The sequence below is a fragment of the Methanothermococcus okinawensis IH1 genome (genome assembly GCF_000179575.2).
In the GTDB taxonomy this organism is placed as follows: Archaea; AGJL01; Methanococci; order Methanococcales; family Methanococcaceae; genus Methanofervidicoccus; species Methanofervidicoccus okinawensis.
Genome location: NC_015636.1, coordinates 1251202 through 1274374, shown reverse-complemented (window position 1 = coordinate 1274374; position 23173 = coordinate 1251202). Strand labels below are relative to the sequence as shown.

Genomic DNA, 23173 nt, shown 5'->3' with positions numbered 1-23173 from the left:
AAAATGTAATAACTAACATATATATAAAATAAAAATATTATATTGGATATGAGATTATATTTTTAGATATAATGTTGAAAAAATTAAAAATATATTTAATTTAAAATTATATTGTAATTGGTGGTAGTATGAAAACAAAGGTAATTGTTTTAGCAGAGGATGCCAATACTTCTCCTTCAAAGCTATTCAGGTATTTAAATTCATTGAATTATGATATAAAAGTTAAAGAAACATGTTTTGGAGCATATATTGAAGGGGAAGATGAACTTGTAGATAAAATAGCAGACATGGTTAGAAATCTTGAAAAAAATAAAATATTTTGTAAGGATAGGGGATTTCCTATATGGGATAAGAGAAGATGTAGGGCATTTAGAAAAGGAGGTCCAAGAGAGGGATTTCACCAACTTGAAGCAGAACAGAAAGCATTGGAACTAATTTCAAAAGGTTTGGAAGAGGTTGAAAAAGGAGAATTAAATATCGATGAAATTGACAGAAAATACAATTCCATATTGGAAAAAAATAAAAAAATAAGTATAGATGAATTTAAGAAGATTGCTGAGGCTGTTAAATAATATTTATAAGATATTGATATATTATTAGCATTATATCTATTTTTATTATTTAATATGCTATTTTATTTAATATGGTGTCTATTTGAAAGGATATAAATATAAAAAAGGTTCTAATTTTGAAAGAGAGCTCAAAAAAATGTTTGAAAATAAAGGATTTGCAGTTGTTAGAAGTGCTGGAAGTCATGGTATCGATTTAATTGTTGGAAAAAAAGGAAATATCTATGCATTAGAATGTAAAATAACCTCAAAAGAAAAATTTTATATTTCAAAGGAAGATGTGGATAAACTTATAAATTTTTCAGAAATTTTCGGAGCTCAGCCATATATTGCATTAAAGATGAATGGAAAAATTTTGTTTATAAATCCATATCTTTTAACAACATCTAAAAAGAATTATTTATTGGATTATTATAAGATATGCCCTATTGCTAAGGATTTTAAAGAATTAATAGGGGAAGGAAAGCAGATGAAATTTACTATTTAGAATTTAAAAGTTATTATTTAAAATTTGCTAATTCTTTTAAGGAGCATGCCTTCGACTTTCACAGGATAGGTTCTTCTTGCAAGATTAACTGCGGCATTTAGCCTCTCTTCCGAGCTCGAATAAATGGTATATAATACTTCCCCTTTATCCACCTTATCCCCTACTTTTGCATGCAATAGAATTCCTGCCTTTTTATCCTTCGGAGCTCCTGCCTCTTTTGCCACATTTGTAATTAACTTATTTGATATATATGTTATATATCCATTATCAGGAGAAATTATATCTGCACTGAAATTTCCCACTTCAATTTCATCGGGTTTTGTTTCTTTTCCACCCTGTTCAGTTATTATCTCATTAAATTTCTCCAATGCTTTTCCTGATGATAAAATTTCCCATGCCAATTTATTACCTTTTCCGGGCTGTGCTGCTCCTCCAAGTTCTAATAACACCCCTGCAAGCGAAGTGGATTTTTCAATTAAACTGTTTGGAGCTGATTTGAAATCTGTTAATGCCATTAAAGCTTCCCTCGCTTCAAGTGCAGGACCTATTGCCCTACCTATTGGCTGACCACCGTATGTCAAAACACATTCAACACGAATTCCAAGTAAGTCCCCGAGCTCTATAAATTTCCTTGCTAATTGGTTTCCCTCTTTTTCATTTTTTATCTTTACACCAGGTCCAATGGGGATATCAATTACGGTGTAGTTTATACCTGTTGCAATCTTCTTTGCCATAACACTTGCAAGCAATTGAGGTTTAGGGTCTATTGCAAGTGGTCTCTCCACATTTATTATGATATCATCTGCTGGTGCAAGATTAACAGCTCCTCCCCAAACTAAACATCCGTTTGTAGCTTTTACCACTCTTTTTATCTCTTCTGCATTTAAATTTACATTTGCAAGGACTTCTACAATATCAGCTGTCCCAGCTGCTGAGGTAATGGCTCTTGATGAGGTTTTTGGAATGATTATACCGGCAGATGCCACTATTGGGATGGTGAGGAGTGCATATTTATTTCCAGGAACACCCCCAATACTATGAACATCCACAATAGGGCTATTCTCCCATTCAAGTTTTTCTCCTGTATCAGCCATTCTCTTCGTCATTTCGACAATTTCATTTGTTTCCATACCATTTATATAGTTGGAAACTACAAATGCAGTTAATTCAATGTTTGATAACTTTTTAGATACAATTTCATCCACTATCGTATGTATCTCATGAGGTTTTAAAGTCTGACCTTCCATTTTTTTCTTAATATAATTTAAAGATGAAGGTTTTTGAGCGTGTCTTATTCTAACCTCTTCCCCTTCTTTCAAAGGCATAGGCATGATAGTCTTACTAAAACCCACTTCTCCCGGAGATACCATCGTTTTTGTTGAGTATAATGTTCCTATAAAAGAACCTCCTGAGGTTTCCACTAAAACCCTATCATGAGGGTAATATGCAGTTCCTTTTAAGTCTTCCTCATTTATAATAATTGCATTAGTTTCTAAATCCAAATCTAAATATTTAACCTTTAAAAACAGCATAATATTCCCTCCTATCTATTAAATAATGAGATTATAAAATATATGTTTTAATAATATATATAGTTTATAAAATAAATAAAAAATAATAAAAAATAGAATCCATTGAGAATTATAATTAACTGATAGTGTGATTTAACGATATCAACCTTAACATCGAAAAATAAAAATAGTTAAAAGGAACATACTCAAATAAAAAAGTTTAGTGATAACAGGTTAGAAACACTTAATAATGTACTCACTAATTCTATAAATAGTTTAGGATTTAACTGTTCAGATGAGTTATCCAGGTTTGCACAGGTTAGAGTGCTAACCCCAATAAAGACCATTAAAGCATTTTCAGAGAGTATTTCAAAAATCCACAGAACTACCATCATCAAAAACATTCAAAAACTATCAAAAAATGAGATTTGCGTATATAACCAATTAGCAAGCCTTCCCGATATCTTGAATGATAAAAGGTTTAGATTCACTGCAATAATTGATTCAACATTCATAAGGAGATGGAGTGAAAAGGTTTATGGATGTATTATTAGATATAATTACATCGAAGAACAATAGAAAATTATATCAAGAACAAATAAATTGCTGTATTTATCATAATAAAAAGGGATATACTCAATTTATACTACAACAAAACCTTTAAACAAAAAATCTACAAATATATTTATAGATATTCTTGGGTTCTTATCCAACACCGATATCAGGACGGTAATAGGAGACGCTTTTATAACTACAAAGGATGTTATGAAGGAGTCTAAGAAATTGGGTCTATGTTACATTGGGAAAATTAAGAAAAACATCATAGTTGAGTATTTTGGTAAGAAAGTCCAAATAGAAAAACTATTTAAGAAGGATTTGGAAGAAAATAAGTTTAAATTAAGGACAATTAACGAAACAGAAGTTAAACTATATCATAAAGTGGTTAATATCCCTAATGTAGGTAGGGTTAAAATCGTTGCAGTGCTAATGAAACTTAACAAAAACCCAAGGGGTTTTTGTAAGTCAGCGAATCTTTCAGATTCGCTTCGAAACCAGGAGGAACCCAAGTATTTGGTATGTATAGACCATAAAAAGAAGGCAGAAAATATAATAGGGGAATATATCAAGAGACCTATGATAGAAGAAAAGCATCAAAGGGATAAATCAGTTTTAAAAATTGAAGGGAACTATTTAACATCTAAAAATAGTAATATAGGGTTTATTAGATTTTTAGCAATAGTTTCAAATTGCATAGAATATTTAAGCCATAAATATGGTTTATCATTTTATGAAGTGGTTAAATCGTGTAGTAAAGAACTAATAAAGAGAGGAATACCGTAATCACACTGTCAGAAAATTAAAAAAATAAAAAATAAAAAAGTAATTAAGGTTTATTTATTTTAATTGCTTTGTTATCTTTCCATTCTACGAATATAGGTTCTGATGGAATATCATCCAATGTTTTAAAGTATTCTACTGCTGCTTTTGTTCCGTATCTATCTGAACCTGCCAATAATATTACATTATGTCCGTTTATTATCTGTTTTTGGATGACTCCCATATGAGCTCCTGGGTAATCATTTGTTACTTTAACTGGGAATGTCCAGAGGAATTTTTTAACCAATGGGTTAGCTACTGGACCTCCTATTAATATACAGTCTTCTTTTATTTCCAATGGTTTATTTATTAATTCTGATGTGTTTTTAAGATGTTTTGCTGACATGTTATTGTCAATTTCTGAACCTAATATTAATTTGTAGTTATGAACGATTTCTTTAATCTTTTCTGATTTAATATCTTGTGCTACATCTGAATAAGTTTTTATCGTCATATGGTGGCTTCCACCACCTCCACTGTAATATGTTGTAGTTATTGATGGAAGTGTGGCAGATAATATAACATTTACTTCAGGGTCCTTAACTAAGGTTATTTCTAATACCCCCTTAGTTGGTATTGTATACCATCCTATTTTACTGGAATAATCATTTTCTTTTAAGGTTATGTTTTTTGTTCCATTATTTACAGTTATACCTTCAACATTTAAAGGACCTATTGGAATTCTTGTTATCGAAAGTCCCTTAGTTGATGTGTTTGTTACATTAAATTTAATTGAAGATATCACTTTATTGTTTTCTTTTTTAGTTTCCTTTGTTATATTTGTTATGTTAAATCCTGTATTTACGATAGGTTTGATTTCCGTATTATTTATTATTTTATATATATCATTTTCATTTTCAATTTTAATATTGTTAAATTCAGTAGCTTTTTGTTTAACCTCTTCCAAAGTCTCAACATTTTCTTCAGTAAGGTTTATGGATATATTTTCTAAGATAGGTATTCTAAGAGTATCATTTTCTATTGGAACTACTGTTATATTAAAGCTTTCAGAGATTATATCTATCTTATCTAATTCAGTTAGATTCCATACTTTAGAATCCATATTAATGGATTTTAATGCTTCATTTATTGTTTTAGTTGTAATTGTATTGTTTAGGAATATTCTCTTAAATTTATACCCCTTCCAATCTGACAATACTGCATGTTTTATTATCAAGTAAGAGGTATCATTTTTATTAATAACTTTAAATGTTATATTTCCAATATTGAATTTTCCAGATTTTGAGAAGTTGTATCCACTTACAAATAAACTGCCATTAGTTAGATTCCAATAACATGTACCAATTCCACTTATATTTAAAATTTCAACATTTTTTAAGGTTAAGCCAAGGTCATAACCACTGCAAGGTCTTTTAGGATTTATGGAGTCTACATCAATAGATGCCGTTATGGTTCCATTAGATTCAGATCTGTTGTATAATTTTAGCCAAACAGGTTCTTCAACAACATTCACCTTCTTAACCAACTTATTATCGCTTTCGTTTTCTTCTTTAACAGCATTGAATTTATCTGCTATTGCAACAACTGTATATGTTTTAATATCTGTTGGTGTCCAATTAAATGATAAAGTTTTTGTTTCCCCAATTAACAAATTATTTACTGTTTTTGTTCCTAAATCATTTGAATCTACATATAAATGAACATCAAATGACTTGTTTATAATATCCTGATGACCATTATTGGTTATTGTTATATTTATTGTAGTAGGTGCTCTGTATAATGATGGATTTGAAACATCTATACTTGTAATTTTAATATTTGGTCCTTGAACTACAACAGTTTTCGGAGTAGTAATTACATTATTAAATTTGTATCCGTTTATATCCGATACCGCAACTCCACATAATCCAATTTCTGAGTTTCCAACATCCAGTGCTTTAAAGGTTGCTTTACCTATAACAGTTGGTTTGGTTATATTTCCATCCATTATGCTAAATAATACCTTTCCATTTTCGAATGTTATATTTTTAAGGTTTTCTGATGCATTTATTGAGAATGTAACGTTTGTGCATTCCAATATTTTTGAATCATAAGTTAAAACTCCATCTATACCCTTAGCAGGTCTTTTATCAGTTATGTTGTTCAATTTAATATCTACTGTAAATGTTTCGCCTGTTTTTGTTAAGTTTGTCGATGGAACTAAGTTTAATGAAATAGGTTGTTCAACTATCATCACTTTTTTAACTAATTTATTATTTGATACATTCTCATCAACTGTTGGATTTATTAAAGCTACAATTGTATAGTTCTTTTTATCTTGTGGTATCCAATTAAATGATATGGTTTTTGTTTTTCCAATTGATAAATTATTTACTGTTTTTGTTCCTAAGTCATTTGAATCCACATATAAATGGACATCAAAAGTTTCTGTTGAATCCGCATGTCCTTTATTAGATACTTCAACTTTAACTATTGCAGGTTCTAAATAATATGGATTTTCAACGGATATATTTTTAATATACGCATCTGGACCCTCAACAGTCATTGTTTTTGGATATATAAATATCTTATTAAATTTGTATCCATTTATATCTGAAACAACGACATTTTCTAATCCTATGTTTGAGTTACCTACATTTATTGCTTTAAAGGTTGCTCTACCTATAACAGTTGGTTTGGTTATATTTCCATCCATTATACTAAATAATACCTTTCCATTTTTAAATGTTATATTTTTAAGGTTTTCTGATGCATTTATTGAGAATGTAAAGTTTGTGCAGTTTAATACTTTTGAATCATAAGTTAAAACTCCATCTATGCCCTTAGCAGGTCTTTTATCAGTTATGTTGTTCAATTTAATATCTACTGTAAATGTTTCGCCTGTTTTTGTTAAGTTTGTCGATGGAACTAAGTTTAGTGAAATAGGTTGTTCAACTGCTTCAACAATTTTTACATATTTATTATTGGTTTCATTAGTTTCTTTTATTTTTCCAGATGAATCAACAACTGCAACTAGGGTGTAGTTTTTATTATCCAAAGGCATAAATGTAAAGTTTGTAGTTTTTGTTTTTCCAATAGTTAATCCATTTACTGTCTTTTTACCAATTTCATTAGCATCCATATATAATGTAACTGTGAAATTATTTGAAATGTTTCTTTCTCCAATATTTTTGACAGTGATTGGTATTATATTGTCTTGATATGATTTTAAGCAGGGTATTGAGATATTAGTAATTACCAGATCCGGTCCAGGGATGTAAATATTTATAATATCAGAATTTTTAACGACACTGTAATTTTCAATATCTTTAATTGCAACATCTCTTAACTGAGTTGCAGTAGATCCTACATTTATTACATTATAAGTGACATTTATTGTGAAATTTGATGATTTATTAATATTTTCTATTTTAAAGAATCCATTTGATATATTAAATGAAACTATTCCATCACTTGATGATAAATTAACAGGATTCACTATTGTTTTATCATAACTTAAAGTTCCACAAATTTCATTTATAGTTTCATTTTCTTTTGGTGATATAATTATAGGAATAGTTATATTCTCTCCGAGCTCACTATTTGCAATTTTAGGAGTTATTATATCAGCTATGGGTTTGATAATTATATCCATATTTGAGTTTTTAAGAACTAATGATATGTTAGGATTATCCTCAATATGCTGTCCATTTGCATCAGATACAACAGTATTGTGGAGTGATACATTTCCAGTTCCCTCATTTAATGCCTTAAATGATAAGGCTGCTATGGTAAAATTACCTGAAAAATCTTTACTAAACCATAATGAAATCCAAATTTCTCCATTAGATACAGTTATATTTTCTTTGCTTATGCTTCCGGATACATCTTTTAAAACAACATCGTTCTTTGATATATTCAACATACTTGAATTATAATAAATATATGTTTCAAAACCTTCACATTTTAAGTTATCTGGCACATTTTTTACAATCAAATCTAAATTAATAGTATCTCCAACATTGGCTGATATATTATTTGGGATTAACTCTACGGATACATTTTCTGCATAACACATCCCAATTAATGAAATCATCAAAACTGAGAGTGTAAAAAACTTCCACTTCATAAGGTATCACCAGGTATAATATCATATAATAAAAAATCAATAATAAAAGAAATAAAGAATATTTTATTAATAATTATTTAATATTAATTTGCAGTGTATGGAACTGCTGTATTGTTATTTGGATAATACCTAAGGAAATAATGTGTTGTTCTTCCTTTAAAGGCATCTGGGTGTATGATTGTTCCTAAATCCATTAATACTTCATCAGTATTCATAAGTCCTAACTGCCAATAATCTCCGCTTATACAGAATATTCTACCATTCTGAACTGATTTAAAGGTATCATATCCTGGGTTATTATCTTTGAATGAAGATAACCAAGTTGTTGATGACGGCACAACCCAAACATCAGCACTTTTTGCTCTTTCTGCAAATGTTTCATAATCTATATTAGTACTACCTGTTCCAGGATAATCACTGAATATATAATTTCCGTGACAATCATCCATTATTGCCTTAGCCACATAGGATTGAGCCTTAGGTACATAAGTTCCCCATGATGACTTTGAACCCCATGCAACTGAAACAGGTTCTTTACCTCTTGTTAATCTTCTAACATTCAAAGCCTTTTTTTCAACTTTTGTAAAGTATTTATTTGCTACATCTTCTTTATTGTAGAATGCGGCAAACATCTTAACCCATTCACATCTTGCAAGATATGAATCTTCCAAATATTCTGCATCAGCCACATAGGTTATATTCAAGTCTTTACATTTTGCAATAATACCATTACCACTGTATCCAGGATATACAAATACAACCTGTGGAGATATGTTTATTATTTCATCATAATTTGGACTGTATGATGAACCAACATCGATTATTGAACCATTTTTAAGACCTTCTTCAATGTCTTTGAAATACCATTTATATTTTCCGCCCCACATAATTCCTTTAACGGAAGCAATTACTGAACCATCAGTATTTAATGGTTCCATTAGTGCTATATGTGTAGAGCTCATAACAACTACATTTTTTAATGGAACATTTATTACTTTGTCATATTTTCCATTTGCCCATGAAGGTATAGATTGAGATGCATTTTTTAATAAGAATTTCTGCCCTGTGGCATCTTCAACTATTTTATAAGCGTATGAATCGCCATTGTATGGATTTACTTCATTTCCATTACTGTCGTAGTATGTAATTTTTATATCGTTAGCGTAATGTATAGGTTCTCTATATTTATCGTAGTTTTTGAATAGATATACAACATCTGCAATATCTATGGAATTATCGCAGTTTAAATCTCCATCTTCAATAGGCACATTTCTATGCTTGAATAGATATACAACATCTGCAATATCTATGGAACCATCTCCATTTATATCGCCTAATCTGTGGTTGTAATCTCCATCTGCAAATGATGGAGTTATGCATATTAATAAAGATAATACACTTAGTATTATCATAGGATGAGTATTTATATTTTTCGACATACATATTCACCCAAAAAGTTTTTAAAGTAGTATTATTAATTACATCTATATTAATTATTAGTTATATACAAGAAAAATTTAATAATGATATATTATATATAGATTACGGTTTAATTTATATTATATAAAAATATGTTTATTACATGGTTGGACATTATGAATTATAGTAATGAAATGGTGATGGTATATGAAAAAAATAATTTTATTTATTATTATGTGTATATTATCCACACCTATTGTATTGGCAAACAATATCCATTTAAATGTAGATATGCCAAGCAAAGTCAATGAAGGAGATAATTTTACCATTAATGTAAATGTCAATCCAATGGCTAATAATATAACAGGTTTTGAATGTGCAATGAAACCCCCCTTTGGAAAAGAAAACTACATTAAAATAATAAATGTCAAAGGAAATGAAAAGATAAAAAAAGAAGCAGGAAAATTTTATAGTATTGATAAAAAAAATTCATCAGTATCTATTAAATTTATCAGTTTTAACAAGCCTTTAAATTCAGATTTTCATTTAATGACTATAAAAGCAGTAGCATTAAAAAGCGGTAATTTATCGCTTACATTTGAAGCAGTAGCCTCTGACAAAAATGGAGAAAAGATACCTGTTGATGAAAAAACTATTAATTTATTAATAATCAATAATAGCAATAATGGAAATGATATTCAATCCTCCTCTAATAGAAATTTTTTATCATCCTTAATTAATGCCCTAACAAATTTCTTAAAATCTATACTTGGTGGTTAAATGAAAGTGAATAAATTATTAATTATTCCTCTCCTTTTTTTGATGTTAATTTCTGAAAATTTCGCATTAAATGATGTAGTTATAAAATTAACTCCTGATAATATAGAAACAGATGGAAATTTGGTAAAGTTTAATATTACAGTTGAAAATATACCTCCAAAGGAAAGTTTAGGTATGCCCTCAGGTTATGATGACTCAAAAATAAAAGATGGAGGATGTCAAGGTGTAGATATTTGCATAAATTATTCAAATGATTATTTAAGCCCCATAGGTTTTAATTGGAGCGATAAATATAAGGATGTTAAGATAAAGGAATATCACTTCGAAAATGGAACTTTTTTTTTATCCATAATGTTTGATGAACCTATATACGACAGTAGTATAAACTTAGGAACAATAGTATTTAACCCAATTAAAAAGGGAAAAACGAACTTAAATGTTAGTGGTAAGGTGAGCTCCGAATATGGTATTAAATACGATAGTCATAACCAATATTACATTGATTATGGTGGAAAATCAGGTAGTAAAGTGCCCTACCCCGACACCAAATTTTATGGAGCCACAGTAAATATTAAAAAAACAGGAAATTACACAGGTTCTACTAATTTAAATGGAGAATTAAATGAAAATACAGTTTCATCCTCTTCATCAACAACAATTAATAAAATAAATATCATTACAAACCAAAGTATGCCTGAAATTATTGTAAAAGAGGTAAATATTTCGGAGGAGAAGCCAAATATAACCGTTATAATAAACAGTGATGGAAAAAGTAGTCTAAATTATAATTTATTGATATCTATTTTTATCGGGAGTATATTATCTGGAATTATATTTGGATTAATATTTAGAAGGATGATACTATGAAATATGCAATAATATTATTTTTATCTTTTTTTATTCTTATATCTGGTGTATTTGGTGAAAATGTATCCGTAGAGTTAACCCCAAATAATATATCAGCCAATGTTGGAGATACTATTAATTTAGATTTGGTTGTAAAAAATATTCCTTCTGATAAAAAATGTGCTGGGTTTGAAACTAAAATACATTATAACACTAATCTTTTAAATTTAACAAATATTGTATTAAGCAATACATCCAATACTGCTAGCCTAAAAACAGTGGATATTTCTAAGGGAAAAATAAGCTTAATATGGTTTAATAACCCCCCATACGGAAACTTCACAATAGCAACCCTATCATTTAAAGCTTTAAAGGATGGAAATGATTCAGTGGATTTAACTCAAACTTCCGTATCTGATGCAAATGGTGTAAATTATGATATAACTTTAAAAAACTCAAATATAACAATAAATCCATTAAACCAGACTTTAGGAATCATTGCATTGAAAGATTTTGAACTGAATAAAAATATCGATGCAGTTTTATCTATAACTGGGGCAAAAACTCCTATAAAGAATATTTCAGGTATCATTTCATTCAAGAACATAACAATAGAAAATAATCCTACTCTAATAGATATATTTTGTAATAATTTCAGCTATGTAAAACATAATAATAATATTTCATTTTTTATTATTCCAAATGAAAAGGACGAAAATAAAACCATATTTAATCTTTTAAAAATACCCATTAATGTTAATGATACTAACTATAATATTTCAGTGGATTTAATGATAAATGGGGAGCAAATCAAGAACATAACAATAAAAACGGAAGAAAAACATGAAAATATCTCAGAGTATAAAGGGTTGGCATTCTATGTAGATTCCGGACATAATGAAAAAACAAATATAACTTTTGGTCATTCAAAAGAAATTAAATTAAAAGTATTTAATATTGACAAAAATTTAACAAATATTTCAGGATATATTTTTATAAATAATTCCTTATTTGATGTTTCAGATTATGGAATTCCAGAATATTCTGACATATATAATACGATAAACACATCAAATATTACTTTAAACAATAATTATCTATATTTAAATATTTCCCTCATAAATGGAACAAATGGAACATTTAGTATTTTAAAGTTTAAAATATCCCCAAAGGTGGATAAAAATATTTCTTCAACAATATATCTTAAAAATCTATCGGTATATGCCAATAATACAAAGATAAACCTAACTGTTAAAAATTTGACAATAGATATTGTAAAAAGAAAAACAAATCATCCACCAAAATTAAAAATGGCCTATAATATATTTAATAACAATGAAGTCCATTTTTATGCACTGAGTTATGATGAAGATAACGATGATTTAAAATATATATGGAATTTTGGAGATGGGCAAAATTCAACAGATGAAAATCCAATCCATAGGTATTCGAATTATTCAACATATAAAATAAAATGCACTGTTAAAGACCCATTAAATGGAACAGATGAAGTAGTGACTATTATAGAACTCAAAAAATATTATGTGGTGAATTATTCCTTTTCAAAAGATTCTTTCTTGTCAGACGATAATAAAAATAAAACCGTTTATTTAAATATGACATTAAGAAATCCACTTACCCATAATGTTAATGGATATATCAATTTTTTAGATTATAAGGATTATACTCCTTTAAAAACCCAGTACAATATAACATTAAAACCAAATGAAACAAAAAAACTAATTATTCCTATAAATGTATCAAAATCATGCAATATTAATTGGAATGTTGTGTATTATCCTGCTATAAAAAATAATGGAAAATATAATGTTGAGATGGGATATTACCAATGGAATTTTGAAAAAAAGATAGAATTCACATCCAAACCACAAGTAAAAGTAAATAATTATACAAAAATTATTAAACTCAATAATACAAAGGTGGTGTTAAAAGTAAATAAAGTCAAGACTGTTAAAAATTATGTTATAAATAAAACCATAACATCAAGTGATAATTATATGGCTCCATATTATTCATTTGTATCTCTATTTGGATTTATGATAGGGCTTATATTGATTAGATTTAAAATTAAATAATTATACTTATTCCTTATGTATTTTATGTAATATTTTATTATTTATCTTTTATATTTTTTATATTAAATTTTATTTTATAATTATTACAATTTTCTTTTATAATATTTATATGATAATAATTATTTAAAAATAAGTAGTAAATTTTAAATACTATTTTTATAATATTATCATTTTAGTAATAATATAATACTAATTATTAATAAATAAAAAAGGTGTTATCATGAAAAGAATATTAACACTTACTATTTTGACATTAATATCACTAGTTCCATCAGTAATGGGAACAGAGATAGGCGATATAAATGGAGATGGTTCCATAGATATTGCAGATGTTGTATATCTATTCAAGCATAGAAATGTGCCTATCGAAGATGGAGATTTAAACTGCGATAATTCCATTGATATTGCAGATGTTGTATATCTATTCAAAAACTACGATAAATATAGAGAACCTGTTATATTTGCTAAAAACTTCCAATTGGACCCTCACTGGGATGAAGGATACTGTTATGTAGTGGATTCAAAAGGACATAAATTTGTTTTAGTAAATGAAAATGCAACAGCACCAAATATACAAGGTGCAAAGATACTAAGAGTTCCTGTAAAAAGCATTGATACCATATTTTACTGTCCAATCGTTTCAACAGCAGATATATTAAACGATTCCTCATGTTATGATAGTATAAAAGGAGTTTCGAGTTCAGTCTTGAAATATTCACCTGAGCTCTCAAAAAGATACAATGAAGGCAAAGTTGCAAATATTGGCACATCATCTACTATGAAGTATGATGTGGTAATCAACACAAGCCCTGATATTGTAGTATTAGGAGCATGGTCACAGCATGACGAAATGGAAACTAAATTGAACGAGTTAGGAATTACTGTTTCAAGGGCTTTTGCCTATGATGGGCCCACATTTCTGGGAAAAATAGAATGGACAAAATATGCTGCTGCATTATGGGGTAAAACGGCATATGACAAAGCAAATGATTATTTCCAAACATCATGGAAAAAGAAAAATAAATTGGTAAGAATTACAAGAAATGCAAAAGAATACCCAAAAGTTGTTAATTTCTGGAAATACAGCGATACAAGCACCCCATATATTCCAGAGGCACAGAATTATTACAGTAAATTAATAAACAATTTTAGAGGAGATTATGCATTTAATGATTTGCCAGGAACAGGCTCCGAAAAGATAGATACTGAAACATTTATGGAAAGGGCTTCAAATGCCGATGTAGTGATATTAAGACAGTGCAAGGATATAAAAACAAAACAGGATTTACTAAATAGGTATCCAAATTCAGGCTTTGAAAACTTTAAAGCATATAAAACTGGAAGATTCTATGTTTCAAAACCTGATTACTATATATGGGAGGCAAAAGACCCTATCGGAACTATGGAAGACTACGCTAAAATGGTTCATCCAGAATTATTTCCTAATGGAGATAATGATTTAAAATATTATGTCAAACTTCAATAAATTTTTATTTTTTAGTTATCTTTTATTTTTTTATTTTAGTATATTTATTCTATTATTTTTAGTTTTTAGTTTTATTTTAGTTATTTTTATTTTTCATTTTTATATAATTAATAAAGTTATATAACTTAAAATGTTAAGTAAATATATTAAAAATATTACATTATTAAAATAAAATTTAGAAATATAAAGTGAAATAATGAAAATCATGCAAAAATATTCGGTATTTGTAAATTGGTTTGAGGATTATGTAAATAGTTATAATTTAAATCCAAAAGACCAAGAAAACATAAATTTAAAAATACACCACACCTATCGTGTTTGTAAAGAGATAGTGGATATTGGCAATAGTTTGAATTTAAATGAGCTCGACATATTTTTGGCAAAAACTATTGCATTGTTCCATGACATTGGAAGATTTGAGCAGTATGCAAAATACAAAACCTTTTCAGATGCCAAATCCGAAGACCACGCATTATTAGGTATAAAAATACTTCTAAATAATAATATCTTGGAGGAGCTCGGTAAATCCAATATTAAAATAATAATAAATGCAATTCAATATCATAATAAGGTAAAAATACCTTCCAATTTAGATGCTAAAAGTTTATTATTCACCAAATTAATCCGCGATGCAGATAAACTTGATATTTGGCGTGTTGTAATTGATTATTATGAGAAAAAATCAAACAACGAGAAAATAGGGCTTGGATTACTAAATGAGCCATACATATCTGATGAAATATATAACGCTATAAAAAATAAGGAAATTATTGGATATGATAAATTAAAAACAATAAATGATTTAAAACTGCTACAAATGGCGTGGATTTATGATATAAACTTTCATAGAACCTTTGAAATAATAAAAGAAAGAAATTATTTAAAAAAAATATACGATACATTGCCAAAATCTGAAAGAATTTATAATATATATAAAGAGATGGAAAATTACCTAAACGAGATGGCTAAACAATAAGAATAAAAATAAAATAAATAATTAAAAAAATAATAAGAATTTAGATAAATAATAAAAAATTAAAAAAATAAAAATTATAGAAATAAAGAATATGAGGCATATTATGGATATATTTCATTCAAAATATAAAACACTAAAATATGATAGAAATATGGTAATTAAGATAAGTGGTGAGCTCTTCCAAGATGAGCTCTGCAAAAGATGTGGAAGATGTTGTATAGTAAATGTATATATCGACCCTGAAAATAAAAGCCCTGTAATCACATACTGCAAACATTTTGATAAAGAAACAAAATTATGCAAAATTTATAAAGACAGATTTAAAAAGGAAAAAACATGCCTGTCTATGATGGAAGCCATAATGGCACAGGCTTTACCTAAGGATTGTCCCTATGTAAAAAATATAAAGAATTATAAAGAACCTAAATGTTATGAAATACTTAGAAATTATGAAAAAAATAATAATAAAAATAATAAGTTATAATAAATAATAAAATAAATAAAATAATAAATAATAGTATAATAATATTACAAGTTATTAATTAAATATTGCCTGAGCTCGTCAATACTCATCCTTTCCTTTGCCTGTTCTGTTGGTATAATGTATATGAATTTTGGTTTATCGGGCTTTCCCTTTAATCCTAAAATTATTGCATCAGTTTTAGGTTTATTGTCTTTATCGTATAATCTAATAATCTCATTTATTGGATAGGATTTTTTATAAACTGGATAAACCAATTTATCGTTATAATACAATAAATTATTTTCAAATTTAAGTCCTTTTTCTATCAAGTATCTAATAAATTCTTCTGTTTCTTCGTTTATCTTTTTAATTCCTTCTTTCTCTTTTTCCATTAATGGCTTATTTACATTTATAATAGTGTCTTTGTCATTTACATTTTTAGTAGTATTATTACTGTTATTATCTTTTTCTTCTTCTATTGAGATAGATTTAGCAAAATGTATCTTTACCTCCCCATTTTCTGATTCATTTTTTATTTTTATTTTTTTCTTTCTTATTTTCATGATAAACCTGTTTATAGATTTTTTAAATTTTTTATAACCCAAATAAATCAATATTAATAGGATTAGTCCAATAAACAAGGGAGATAATATTATTGCCAGTATTATTAATAAAATAATCAATAACAATAAAATAATAATCCCCGAAACTCCGTCTAATCGATATACCTTAATCATATTATCACTTAAATAAATTTAAAACCATGATTCAATAGTGGTTTGACTTTTTTTCTTATTAACTATTTTTTCCAACTTTTTAAGGGATGGCAATATCCTATTTTCTGAAAAATTATTTTCATCAATTAAAAATTTTCTTAATTCTTCAATATTGGGAGCTCCTAATTTTAAACTATATTCATCCGTTACTTTTGGATGTTTAAATATATTTTTTATAACTTCATAGTTTTCAATGTTTTTTATATATTCCCCCATTTTATTATTTTTTACTATATCCAATGCCTTTTTTGGACCTATGCCTTTAACACCGCCTATATTATAATCTGTTCCTATTAATATAGCCATATCTATAAGATTATCAAGTGTTATATTCAGAGCTCCTAAAACCTCATCAAGTTCGATTAACTCCAATGGTTTGTTTGATGCTGTGATGTTCCTAACAGTTCTCGGAGCTCCGTATAATAAAGCATCGTAATCCTGACTTACAACTGCATAGACATCTCCTTTTTTTGCCATATATGAGCACTGAGCTTCTCCTTCTGATGGTGCATTTATGAATGGTATGCCCATTAAATTTAGAAGTCTTTTTGAATTTTCCACAACTTTTGGCTCTAAATAGTTAATTCTTTTTGCATATTTCTGCATATCTTCGAGATTTCCTTCTTCTTTTGCTGAGATGTATTCTTCCATTGCTTTTTCTTTTACCTTTTTTCTTTCTTCCCTTGTTTTATGTTTCAATTCTGGCGGTTTTCCATCAAATACCCATATAGGTGTAATATCATTTTCAAGCATATATATATTTTTATAGAATATGCCGTTGTATGTTGAAGTGATTTCCCCCTTTGAATTTCTAAGCGGACTCCCATCCCTTAATCTTATACTTGATAGAAATTGATATAAAATATTCATAGAATCTATTGCTACGGTTTTGTTTTTTAAATCCTTTAAAGATATTTCTTTTTTAGGGATTAAATCATTGAATTGCACTCCCATTCTATTCACCGAATGTTTAAAATTTATATAAAATTATATAAAAATTATAGTATTTATATTAATCATATATGTTAATCATTTGGTTATTTAGCTATTATTTAACTATTATTATTTAGTTATACCTATAAACTATACAATTATCTTTCCATTAATAAGCAATGGTGGTGAAATAAGCTTTCCACGCTGTTCAACATTATCCAATGGTATGGCATCTTTAAAAATTTCAAATATATTTCCAGAAAGCATACCTTTTTTAACTGGTATCTTTTCGCCGTTTTTCACTATATAACTGTTTCTTATTTCTACTGAAAAGTCCCCTGTGATAGGATTCGAAGTATGAGCTCCGATTAAATTATTTATGCATAAATATTCATCAAAATCATCAATTTTTTCAACGGGTTCTATAATAAAATTTGAAGCTGAAACACTTGGCAAACTGCTGTATCCCCTCATTCCATTTCCCGTAGATTCTTTTCCTTCTTCTATATTTGCCCTTTTTATATCATACAAATAATTCTTTAAAACTCCATCTTCAACGAGAATTGTTCTTTTTGTGGGTGTTCCCTCACCATCAACCTTGGCAGAGTAAAGTGCATTATTTAAAGTTCCGTCATCGATGATATTGATATTATCTCCAAATATTTTTTCTCCAATTTTTCCAGTAAGAACAGACCTTTTTCTTTGGACATTCTCAGCATTGAAGGAAGGTATAAGAGTATATCCCAAAAGAGAGTTTAAAGCTTTTGTATTTAATACAATATTTCCTTTATATTCTGTTTTAATACCTTGTGGTAAGGTTAGTAATTCTTTAACCTTATTTGCCATTTCTTCGACATTGAATCTGTGAGTTTTTGTCAAATAGTCATAGGCAGTTTCACCATCTTTTATCCCAGAAATTGATGCTGAATAGTATGTAAATTCCTCTCCAATATCCAATCCTTTTGAATTTACTATCCTATTGTATTCGTAGGATTTGCCTATGCCACCACCTGTAATAGTAATATCACTTTCTTTCAATATATCTTCCATAGTAATTAAATCACTTATGAGCTCCTGCTCGTCCATATTTAGTATATCTTTATAGAATATACCACTTGGATTTGGGTAGTTTTTTGCGAGCTCTGGAAAATCTGTATATTTATCTAGAACAAGGTTTTCCATGGCTTTATATATCACCTTCTCATTTTCATCGGATGAATATGCAAAGCCTATTTTATTATCCTTTAATACCCTAACTCCAATGCCAAAATCCTTATTTTCTTCAATACTATCTAAGCTATCTCCATCCAAATCTGCACTTGTGCTTTCTGATTTTGATAAAAAAATATCCACTTCAAAACCATTTTTTTCCCCAATTTCTAATATTTTATCTATTAAATAATCATTATCCATAATAACACCTAAAAATCTTTTAAAAATAAAAATTAAAAATTTAAATAAAAATTTAAATAAAAATAATTTTATAATATTTTATAATATAACTATATAATAATATATAATATACCATTTTAGACACTAATATTATAAAATAATGTATTACTTAGTTCTTTTTTTATTCAAATACAAATTCAATTTCTGATAATCTCCTTTTTACCTCATTTAATACTCTGTCTTCCTCCTCTTCTGATACCTTTCCGTCTTTAAATGCTGAGAAACATGCAGCCAACCTTACAAAGCTTCCTGCATCATCCCATGGAACAGTTGAAATAAGTTTTTCTTTTATTAAATATTGTGAAAACTCCTCAGCATTGTTGAATACAATACCATTCTTTGTTCCTTTTGGTATTTTTAGGTATAAATAAAATGTTCCACCGGGCATTTTAGCATCAAATCCTAATTCGTTGAATATATTTACCATTTTCTTCAATCTTCTTTCGTATTTTTGTCTTGTTCTTTCAGTAATCTCCGGATGTTTTAAGCAGTATATGCCTGCCTTTTGAATGGGTATAAACTGACCACTATCAAAGTTATCTTTAACTGTTGCAAAACCTTTCACTATTAACTCGTTTCCAACAACAAAAGCCAATCTCCAACCTGTCATATTAAATGCCTTTGAGAAGCTGTGAATTTCCACACCAACATCCTTTGCACCATCTACCGATAAAAACGATAATGGCTTGCTGTTGTAAGTAAGAGCTCCATAAGCAGCATCCTGAACAACAATTATATTGTTTTCCTTTGCAAATTCAACAACTTTCTTATAAAATTCCACAGTAGCCTGAGCTCCGGTTGGGTTGTTTGGATAGTTTAAGTATAATATTTTTGCCCTCTTTTTTACATCCTCAGGAATGCTTTCTAAATCTGGTAAAAATCCATTTTCTTCCAATAATGGGAGCGTATAAACCTCCCCACCATACCATTTTGTGTGTGTTGCAGTTACTGGATAGCCTGGTGCAGTCATAAGTGTAATATCTCCTGGATTTATGAAAACCGATGTAATATATGCCAATGCAGGTTTTGAACCTACTGAATGTATTACTTCATTTACTGGGTTGATACCTTTAACACCATATACCTTTTCCATATATTCAGCAGCAGCATCTTTTAATTCTTGAATACCGTTGTCTGCATATCCCCTGTTTTCGTGTTTTTTTGCCTCATTATATAATACATCTATTACCTCTGGGTCTGCCATTTCATCTGGTTCTCCTACACCCATGTCTATTAGTTCAACATCTGGAAATCTACTTTTAGCTTCCCTTTTTGCTCTTTTTATCTTCTCGAACTTATATATTACATCCTCTTTACCAAAATTTTTTCCTCCAATTCTCTCAGCAAACAGATTTTGGATATAGCTTTCCATATTATCACCCGTATATGTTTTATTATGATAGTTTATAGTTTTAAATTATTTTAATTAAATTGATTTATACTTATTACATTATTACCAATATTATTTATTTATTGATTTAATTCTTACTTCTTACTTTTTGTACAATATAATCAAATAATCGATTATATAATAAGTATTATTATAATTATTAATATTATTATTTGATATTGTAAGATAAGATTAATATCTAATCATACTTTTATAAAATTTAAATATATATTATTATCATCCCACTACATTTACTTATAATTTTTTATTTATTATTGCTAAATTACTGTTTATATTTTTTTATTTAATTAACAAGTTATATGTATATTAGTAATAAAATAAATACTTAAATACTTATTAATTTTGGTGAAATTATGAAGATTGTGGTAGTTGGTGGGGGAACATCGGGTTTATTGTCTGCCTTAGCACTTGAAAAGAAGGGTCATGATGTAGTAGTCCTTGAAAAAGATAAAGTTGGCGGATTATGTAGAAGCGAATATATAGATGGTTATACTGTTGATATTGGAATCCATGCCATCACCATGTTAAACGATGGACCGTTGATAAGGTTATTGAAAAAATATTCAAGATATCTTCCAAATTTTAGACCTTATGGGGATTACTACATTAGAACGGATAAATTATACAATATTCCCGTATCCATGCAGGAATGGACAACCACACCAGTAGTGCCAAATAAGGATAAAATTTTAATTACTACAAAAATAATAGACCTAATGACAAGCGGTTTTTCAAAAGAAACCTCCGTTTATGATATAATTAAGGATATGAATTTAAGCAAAACATCTATTGATTTTTTTAACACAATATGCTATTTTTTAAGCGGAGAAGATGCTAAAAAAACACCATTATGGAGATTATTCACGGGTGCAGGGTATATACCAGAAGATGATATATTACCTTTTATATATAAAGATTTAAAAATAAATCCATTAAAAACCGTATTATTTAAAAAATTTAGCAGAAATAAAATCATGGATATATTAAACGCGGGTTTTTTATCATCTATAAAAAGTGGCTCCAAGAAGTATATCAACAAATTTATAAATAAAAACAGATACTGGACACAGGGTTATCCTCTCGGAGGAGTTCAATCCATTTGTAATTGCATATTATACTCACTAACCAAAACAGATATTAGAAATGAAGAGGTAAAAAGAATTATTGAAACGAGCAGTGAAACTAATAGTAATAGTAATGATAATAGCAATAATAATAGCAACAATAACAATAATCATAAAAATGGCTATATTGTTGAAACCGATAAAAACAGCTATTATGCGGATATTGTAATATATTCAGCTCCTTCTCGGTATCTTCCAGATATTGCACAAATACCTGAAATTCAGAAAAATAAAAAGGATTTTAAAAATATAAAATTTACAAAATCATTAACTGTTTGGATAGGTCATGAAGAAAATCCATTTCCATATATGGGTTCAGAGGTTTGGATAGACTATCCGTGCTGGGCAACATGCACATCAAATTACGATAAAAGCTTAGCACCCAATGGAAAGCATTTGCTTGGATTTTCATTTACCAATACAAAAAAAGAGGAAGTTTTAAATATTATAGAAAATAAACTAGGTTTAAATCTAAATAAAGCAGATATGATTCACTTTCAAGAGGCTATTCCTGAGCAGGCATCCTGTGCAGTTAATCAATTCTTTGTTTATCCAAAGGTTAAGGATAATTTTTATGTTGTTGGAACAGATGCTGACCCGAGAAGTATGGGTATTACAAGGGCAGCATATTCTGTTGAGGTAATGTTATCTGAGCTCGACAATACATTTAATAAAAATAATAAAAATAAATAACAAATTAAGTAAAAATAATTAAAAAATAAAAAGATTTAAAGATTAAATTAATATATATCAAGTATATGTATAAAAAAATGTAAAATAAAAATAACCAACATAAAAAACTATACTGGTGATACTGTGAATTTATTGGAGGATACCTTAAAATCATGCCCAATTGTAAAAAGAGGGGAATATAATTATTTTATACATCCAATAACTGATGGAGTCCCTTTAATGAATTCTCAACTGTTGAGGGAAGTAGCCACGAAAATTATAAAAATCTCAGATATGGACATTGATAAAATAGTTACGGCTGAGGCTATGGGCATACCTATTGCAACCACGATATCGTTATATACGGATATACCTTATGTTATCATGAGAAAAAGGAAGTATTTACTTGAAGGGGAAATTCCTGTTCATCAGGAAACTGGATATAGTAAAGGTGAATTGTATTTAAATGGGGTTAATAAAGGAGATAAAGTTTTGATAGTTGATGATGTCATATCAACAGGAGGAACAATGGTGGCAATAATCAAAGCCTTGGAAAAAGCAGGAGCCCATATAAAAGATATTGTTTGCGTAATTGAAAGAGGAAATGGTAAGGAAGAGGTAAAAGAGAAAACAGGTTATGATGTAAAAACTCTTGTTAAAATAGATGTAGTGAATGGAAAAGTCGTAATTTTATAAATTTTATAAAAATAACATATATATAATAAA

The 23173-nt window shown here is 28.2% G+C and carries 19 protein-coding genes; 12 read left to right on the top strand and 7 right to left on the bottom strand.

Annotated elements, in window-relative coordinates; translation table 11 throughout:
- The first annotated feature begins 128 nt into the window (after nt 1-128).
- Nucleotides 129-572 carry a methanogenesis marker 6 protein gene (locus METOK_RS06365; RefSeq protein ID WP_013867396.1) on the top strand — a complete coding sequence of 148 codons (444 nt, stop codon included), beginning with the start codon at nt 129-131 and terminating at the stop codon, nt 570-572.
- A gap of 82 nt (nt 573-654) precedes the next feature.
- Nucleotides 655-1056 carry a Holliday junction resolvase Hjc gene (gene hjc / locus METOK_RS06360; RefSeq protein WP_013867395.1) on the top strand — a complete coding sequence of 134 codons (402 nt, stop codon included), beginning with the start codon at nt 655-657 and terminating at the stop codon, nt 1054-1056.
- Between the two features lie 17 nt (nt 1057-1073).
- On the opposite strand, the gene METOK_RS06355 is transcribed toward hjc, so the two are convergent.
- Nucleotides 1074-2588 carry an AMP phosphorylase gene (locus tag METOK_RS06355; protein WP_013867394.1) on the bottom strand — a complete coding sequence of 505 codons (1515 nt, stop codon included), beginning with the start codon at nt 2586-2588 and terminating at the stop codon, nt 1074-1076.
- Nucleotides 2589-2891: 303 nt separating this feature from the next.
- On the opposite strand from METOK_RS06355, the gene METOK_RS08915 reads away from it, so the two are divergent.
- Nucleotides 2892-3146, top strand: coding sequence for a hypothetical protein (locus METOK_RS08915; RefSeq protein WP_232210793.1), 255 nt, complete (start codon nt 2892-2894; stop codon nt 3144-3146).
- A gap of 186 nt (nt 3147-3332) precedes the next feature.
- Complete coding sequence (locus METOK_RS08745) at nt 3333-3908, top strand: hypothetical protein (protein ID WP_013866559.1); 576 nt, start codon at nt 3333-3335, stop codon at nt 3906-3908.
- Between the two features lie 43 nt (nt 3909-3951).
- Here the strand turns inward: METOK_RS08745 and METOK_RS08485 are convergent, their stop codons facing one another.
- Complete coding sequence (locus METOK_RS08485) at nt 3952-8013, bottom strand: CARDB domain-containing protein (RefSeq protein ID WP_013867393.1); 4062 nt, start codon at nt 8011-8013, stop codon at nt 3952-3954.
- 83 nt (nt 8014-8096) lie between these two features.
- Entirely contained in the window at nt 8097-9452 is a 1356-nt protein-coding gene (locus METOK_RS06335; protein WP_013867392.1) for an ABC transporter substrate-binding protein, read from the bottom strand.
- A gap of 187 nt (nt 9453-9639) precedes the next feature.
- Between METOK_RS06335 and METOK_RS06330 the strand changes: the two genes are divergently transcribed.
- The 6 genes from METOK_RS06330 to METOK_RS06305 all read left to right on the top strand — a co-directional run bounded on the left by METOK_RS06330 (nt 9640) and on the right by METOK_RS06305 (nt 16100).
- Entirely contained in the window at nt 9640-10212 is a 573-nt protein-coding gene (locus METOK_RS06330) for a cellulosome anchoring protein cohesin region (RefSeq protein WP_157198884.1), read from the top strand.
- Nucleotides 10213-11079 (top strand): hypothetical protein, encoded by an 867-nt coding sequence (locus METOK_RS06325; RefSeq protein ID WP_013867390.1) that lies wholly within the window; start codon nt 10213-10215, stop codon nt 11077-11079.
- Nucleotides 11076-13154: a PKD domain-containing protein gene (locus METOK_RS06320; protein WP_013867389.1), complete on the top strand. Its 2079-nt coding sequence runs from the start codon at nt 11076-11078 to the stop codon at nt 13152-13154. Before METOK_RS06325 ends, METOK_RS06320 begins: the two co-directional genes overlap by 4 nt.
- A gap of 220 nt (nt 13155-13374) precedes the next feature.
- Complete coding sequence (locus tag METOK_RS06315; protein WP_013867388.1) at nt 13375-14640, top strand: ABC transporter substrate-binding protein; 1266 nt, start codon at nt 13375-13377, stop codon at nt 14638-14640.
- A 196-nt stretch (nt 14641-14836) separates the two neighbouring features.
- Nucleotides 14837-15616 carry an HD domain-containing protein gene (locus METOK_RS06310; protein WP_013867387.1) on the top strand — a complete coding sequence of 260 codons (780 nt, stop codon included), beginning with the start codon at nt 14837-14839 and terminating at the stop codon, nt 15614-15616.
- A 103-nt stretch (nt 15617-15719) separates the two neighbouring features.
- Nucleotides 15720-16100, top strand: coding sequence for a hypothetical protein (locus tag METOK_RS06305; RefSeq protein WP_013867386.1), 381 nt, complete (start codon nt 15720-15722; stop codon nt 16098-16100).
- A 44-nt stretch (nt 16101-16144) separates the two neighbouring features.
- On the opposite strand, the gene METOK_RS06300 is transcribed toward METOK_RS06305, so the two are convergent.
- The 4 genes from METOK_RS06300 to METOK_RS06285 form a co-directional block, all read right to left on the bottom strand.
- Nucleotides 16145-16816: a hypothetical protein gene (locus METOK_RS06300; protein ID WP_013867385.1), complete on the bottom strand. Its 672-nt coding sequence runs from the start codon at nt 16814-16816 to the stop codon at nt 16145-16147.
- A gap of 18 nt (nt 16817-16834) precedes the next feature.
- Complete coding sequence (gene fen, locus METOK_RS06295; RefSeq protein WP_013867384.1) at nt 16835-17809, bottom strand: flap endonuclease-1; 975 nt, start codon at nt 17807-17809, stop codon at nt 16835-16837.
- 129 nt (nt 17810-17938) lie between these two features.
- Complete coding sequence (locus METOK_RS06290; RefSeq protein ID WP_013867383.1) at nt 17939-19201, bottom strand: TldD/PmbA family protein; 1263 nt, start codon at nt 19199-19201, stop codon at nt 17939-17941.
- A 160-nt stretch (nt 19202-19361) separates the two neighbouring features.
- Nucleotides 19362-20612 carry an LL-diaminopimelate aminotransferase gene (locus tag METOK_RS06285; protein WP_013867382.1) on the bottom strand — a complete coding sequence of 417 codons (1251 nt, stop codon included), beginning with the start codon at nt 20610-20612 and terminating at the stop codon, nt 19362-19364.
- Between the two features lie 392 nt (nt 20613-21004).
- On the opposite strand from METOK_RS06285, the gene METOK_RS06280 reads away from it, so the two are divergent.
- Nucleotides 21005-22468, top strand: a complete 1464-nt coding sequence (locus METOK_RS06280; protein ID WP_013867381.1) for an FAD-dependent oxidoreductase — start codon at nt 21005-21007, stop codon at nt 22466-22468.
- Nucleotides 22469-22591: 123 nt separating this feature from the next.
- Nucleotides 22592-23143 carry a hypoxanthine/guanine phosphoribosyltransferase gene (gene hpt, locus METOK_RS06275; RefSeq protein ID WP_013867380.1) on the top strand — a complete coding sequence of 184 codons (552 nt, stop codon included), beginning with the start codon at nt 22592-22594 and terminating at the stop codon, nt 23141-23143.
- Nucleotides 23144-23173: the final 30 nt, after the last annotated feature.

What these genes read in the sequence shown, in the direction of transcription:
- METOK_RS06365 (WP_013867396.1), top strand. Translation starts at nt 129, where the DNA reads ATGAAAACAAAGGTAATTGTTTTAGCAGAGGATGCCAATACTTCTCCT.
- METOK_RS06355 (WP_013867394.1), bottom strand. Translation starts at nt 2,588, where the DNA reads ATGCTGTTTTTAAAGGTTAAATATTTAGATTTGGATTTAGAAACTAAT.
- METOK_RS08745 (WP_013866559.1), top strand. Translation starts at nt 3,333, where the DNA reads ATGAAGGAGTCTAAGAAATTGGGTCTATGTTACATTGGGAAAATTAAG.
- METOK_RS08485 (WP_013867393.1), bottom strand. Translation starts at nt 8,013, where the DNA reads ATGAAGTGGAAGTTTTTTACACTCTCAGTTTTGATGATTTCATTAATT.
- METOK_RS06335 (WP_013867392.1), bottom strand. Translation starts at nt 9,452, where the DNA reads ATGTCGAAAAATATAAATACTCATCCTATGATAATACTAAGTGTATTA.
- METOK_RS06330 (WP_157198884.1), top strand. Translation starts at nt 9,640, where the DNA reads ATGAAAAAAATAATTTTATTTATTATTATGTGTATATTATCCACACCT.
- METOK_RS06325 (WP_013867390.1), top strand. Translation starts at nt 10,213, where the DNA reads ATGAAAGTGAATAAATTATTAATTATTCCTCTCCTTTTTTTGATGTTA.
- METOK_RS06320 (WP_013867389.1), top strand. Translation starts at nt 11,076, where the DNA reads ATGAAATATGCAATAATATTATTTTTATCTTTTTTTATTCTTATATCT.
- METOK_RS06315 (WP_013867388.1), top strand. Translation starts at nt 13,375, where the DNA reads ATGAAAAGAATATTAACACTTACTATTTTGACATTAATATCACTAGTT.
- METOK_RS06310 (WP_013867387.1), top strand. Translation starts at nt 14,837, where the DNA reads ATGAAAATCATGCAAAAATATTCGGTATTTGTAAATTGGTTTGAGGAT.
- METOK_RS06305 (WP_013867386.1), top strand. Translation starts at nt 15,720, where the DNA reads ATGGATATATTTCATTCAAAATATAAAACACTAAAATATGATAGAAAT.
- METOK_RS06300 (WP_013867385.1), bottom strand. Translation starts at nt 16,816, where the DNA reads ATGATTAAGGTATATCGATTAGACGGAGTTTCGGGGATTATTATTTTA.
- fen (WP_013867384.1), bottom strand. Translation starts at nt 17,809, where the DNA reads ATGGGAGTGCAATTCAATGATTTAATCCCTAAAAAAGAAATATCTTTA.
- METOK_RS06290 (WP_013867383.1), bottom strand. Translation starts at nt 19,201, where the DNA reads ATGGATAATGATTATTTAATAGATAAAATATTAGAAATTGGGGAAAAA.
- METOK_RS06285 (WP_013867382.1), bottom strand. Translation starts at nt 20,612, where the DNA reads ATGGAAAGCTATATCCAAAATCTGTTTGCTGAGAGAATTGGAGGAAAA.
- METOK_RS06280 (WP_013867381.1), top strand. Translation starts at nt 21,005, where the DNA reads ATGAAGATTGTGGTAGTTGGTGGGGGAACATCGGGTTTATTGTCTGCC.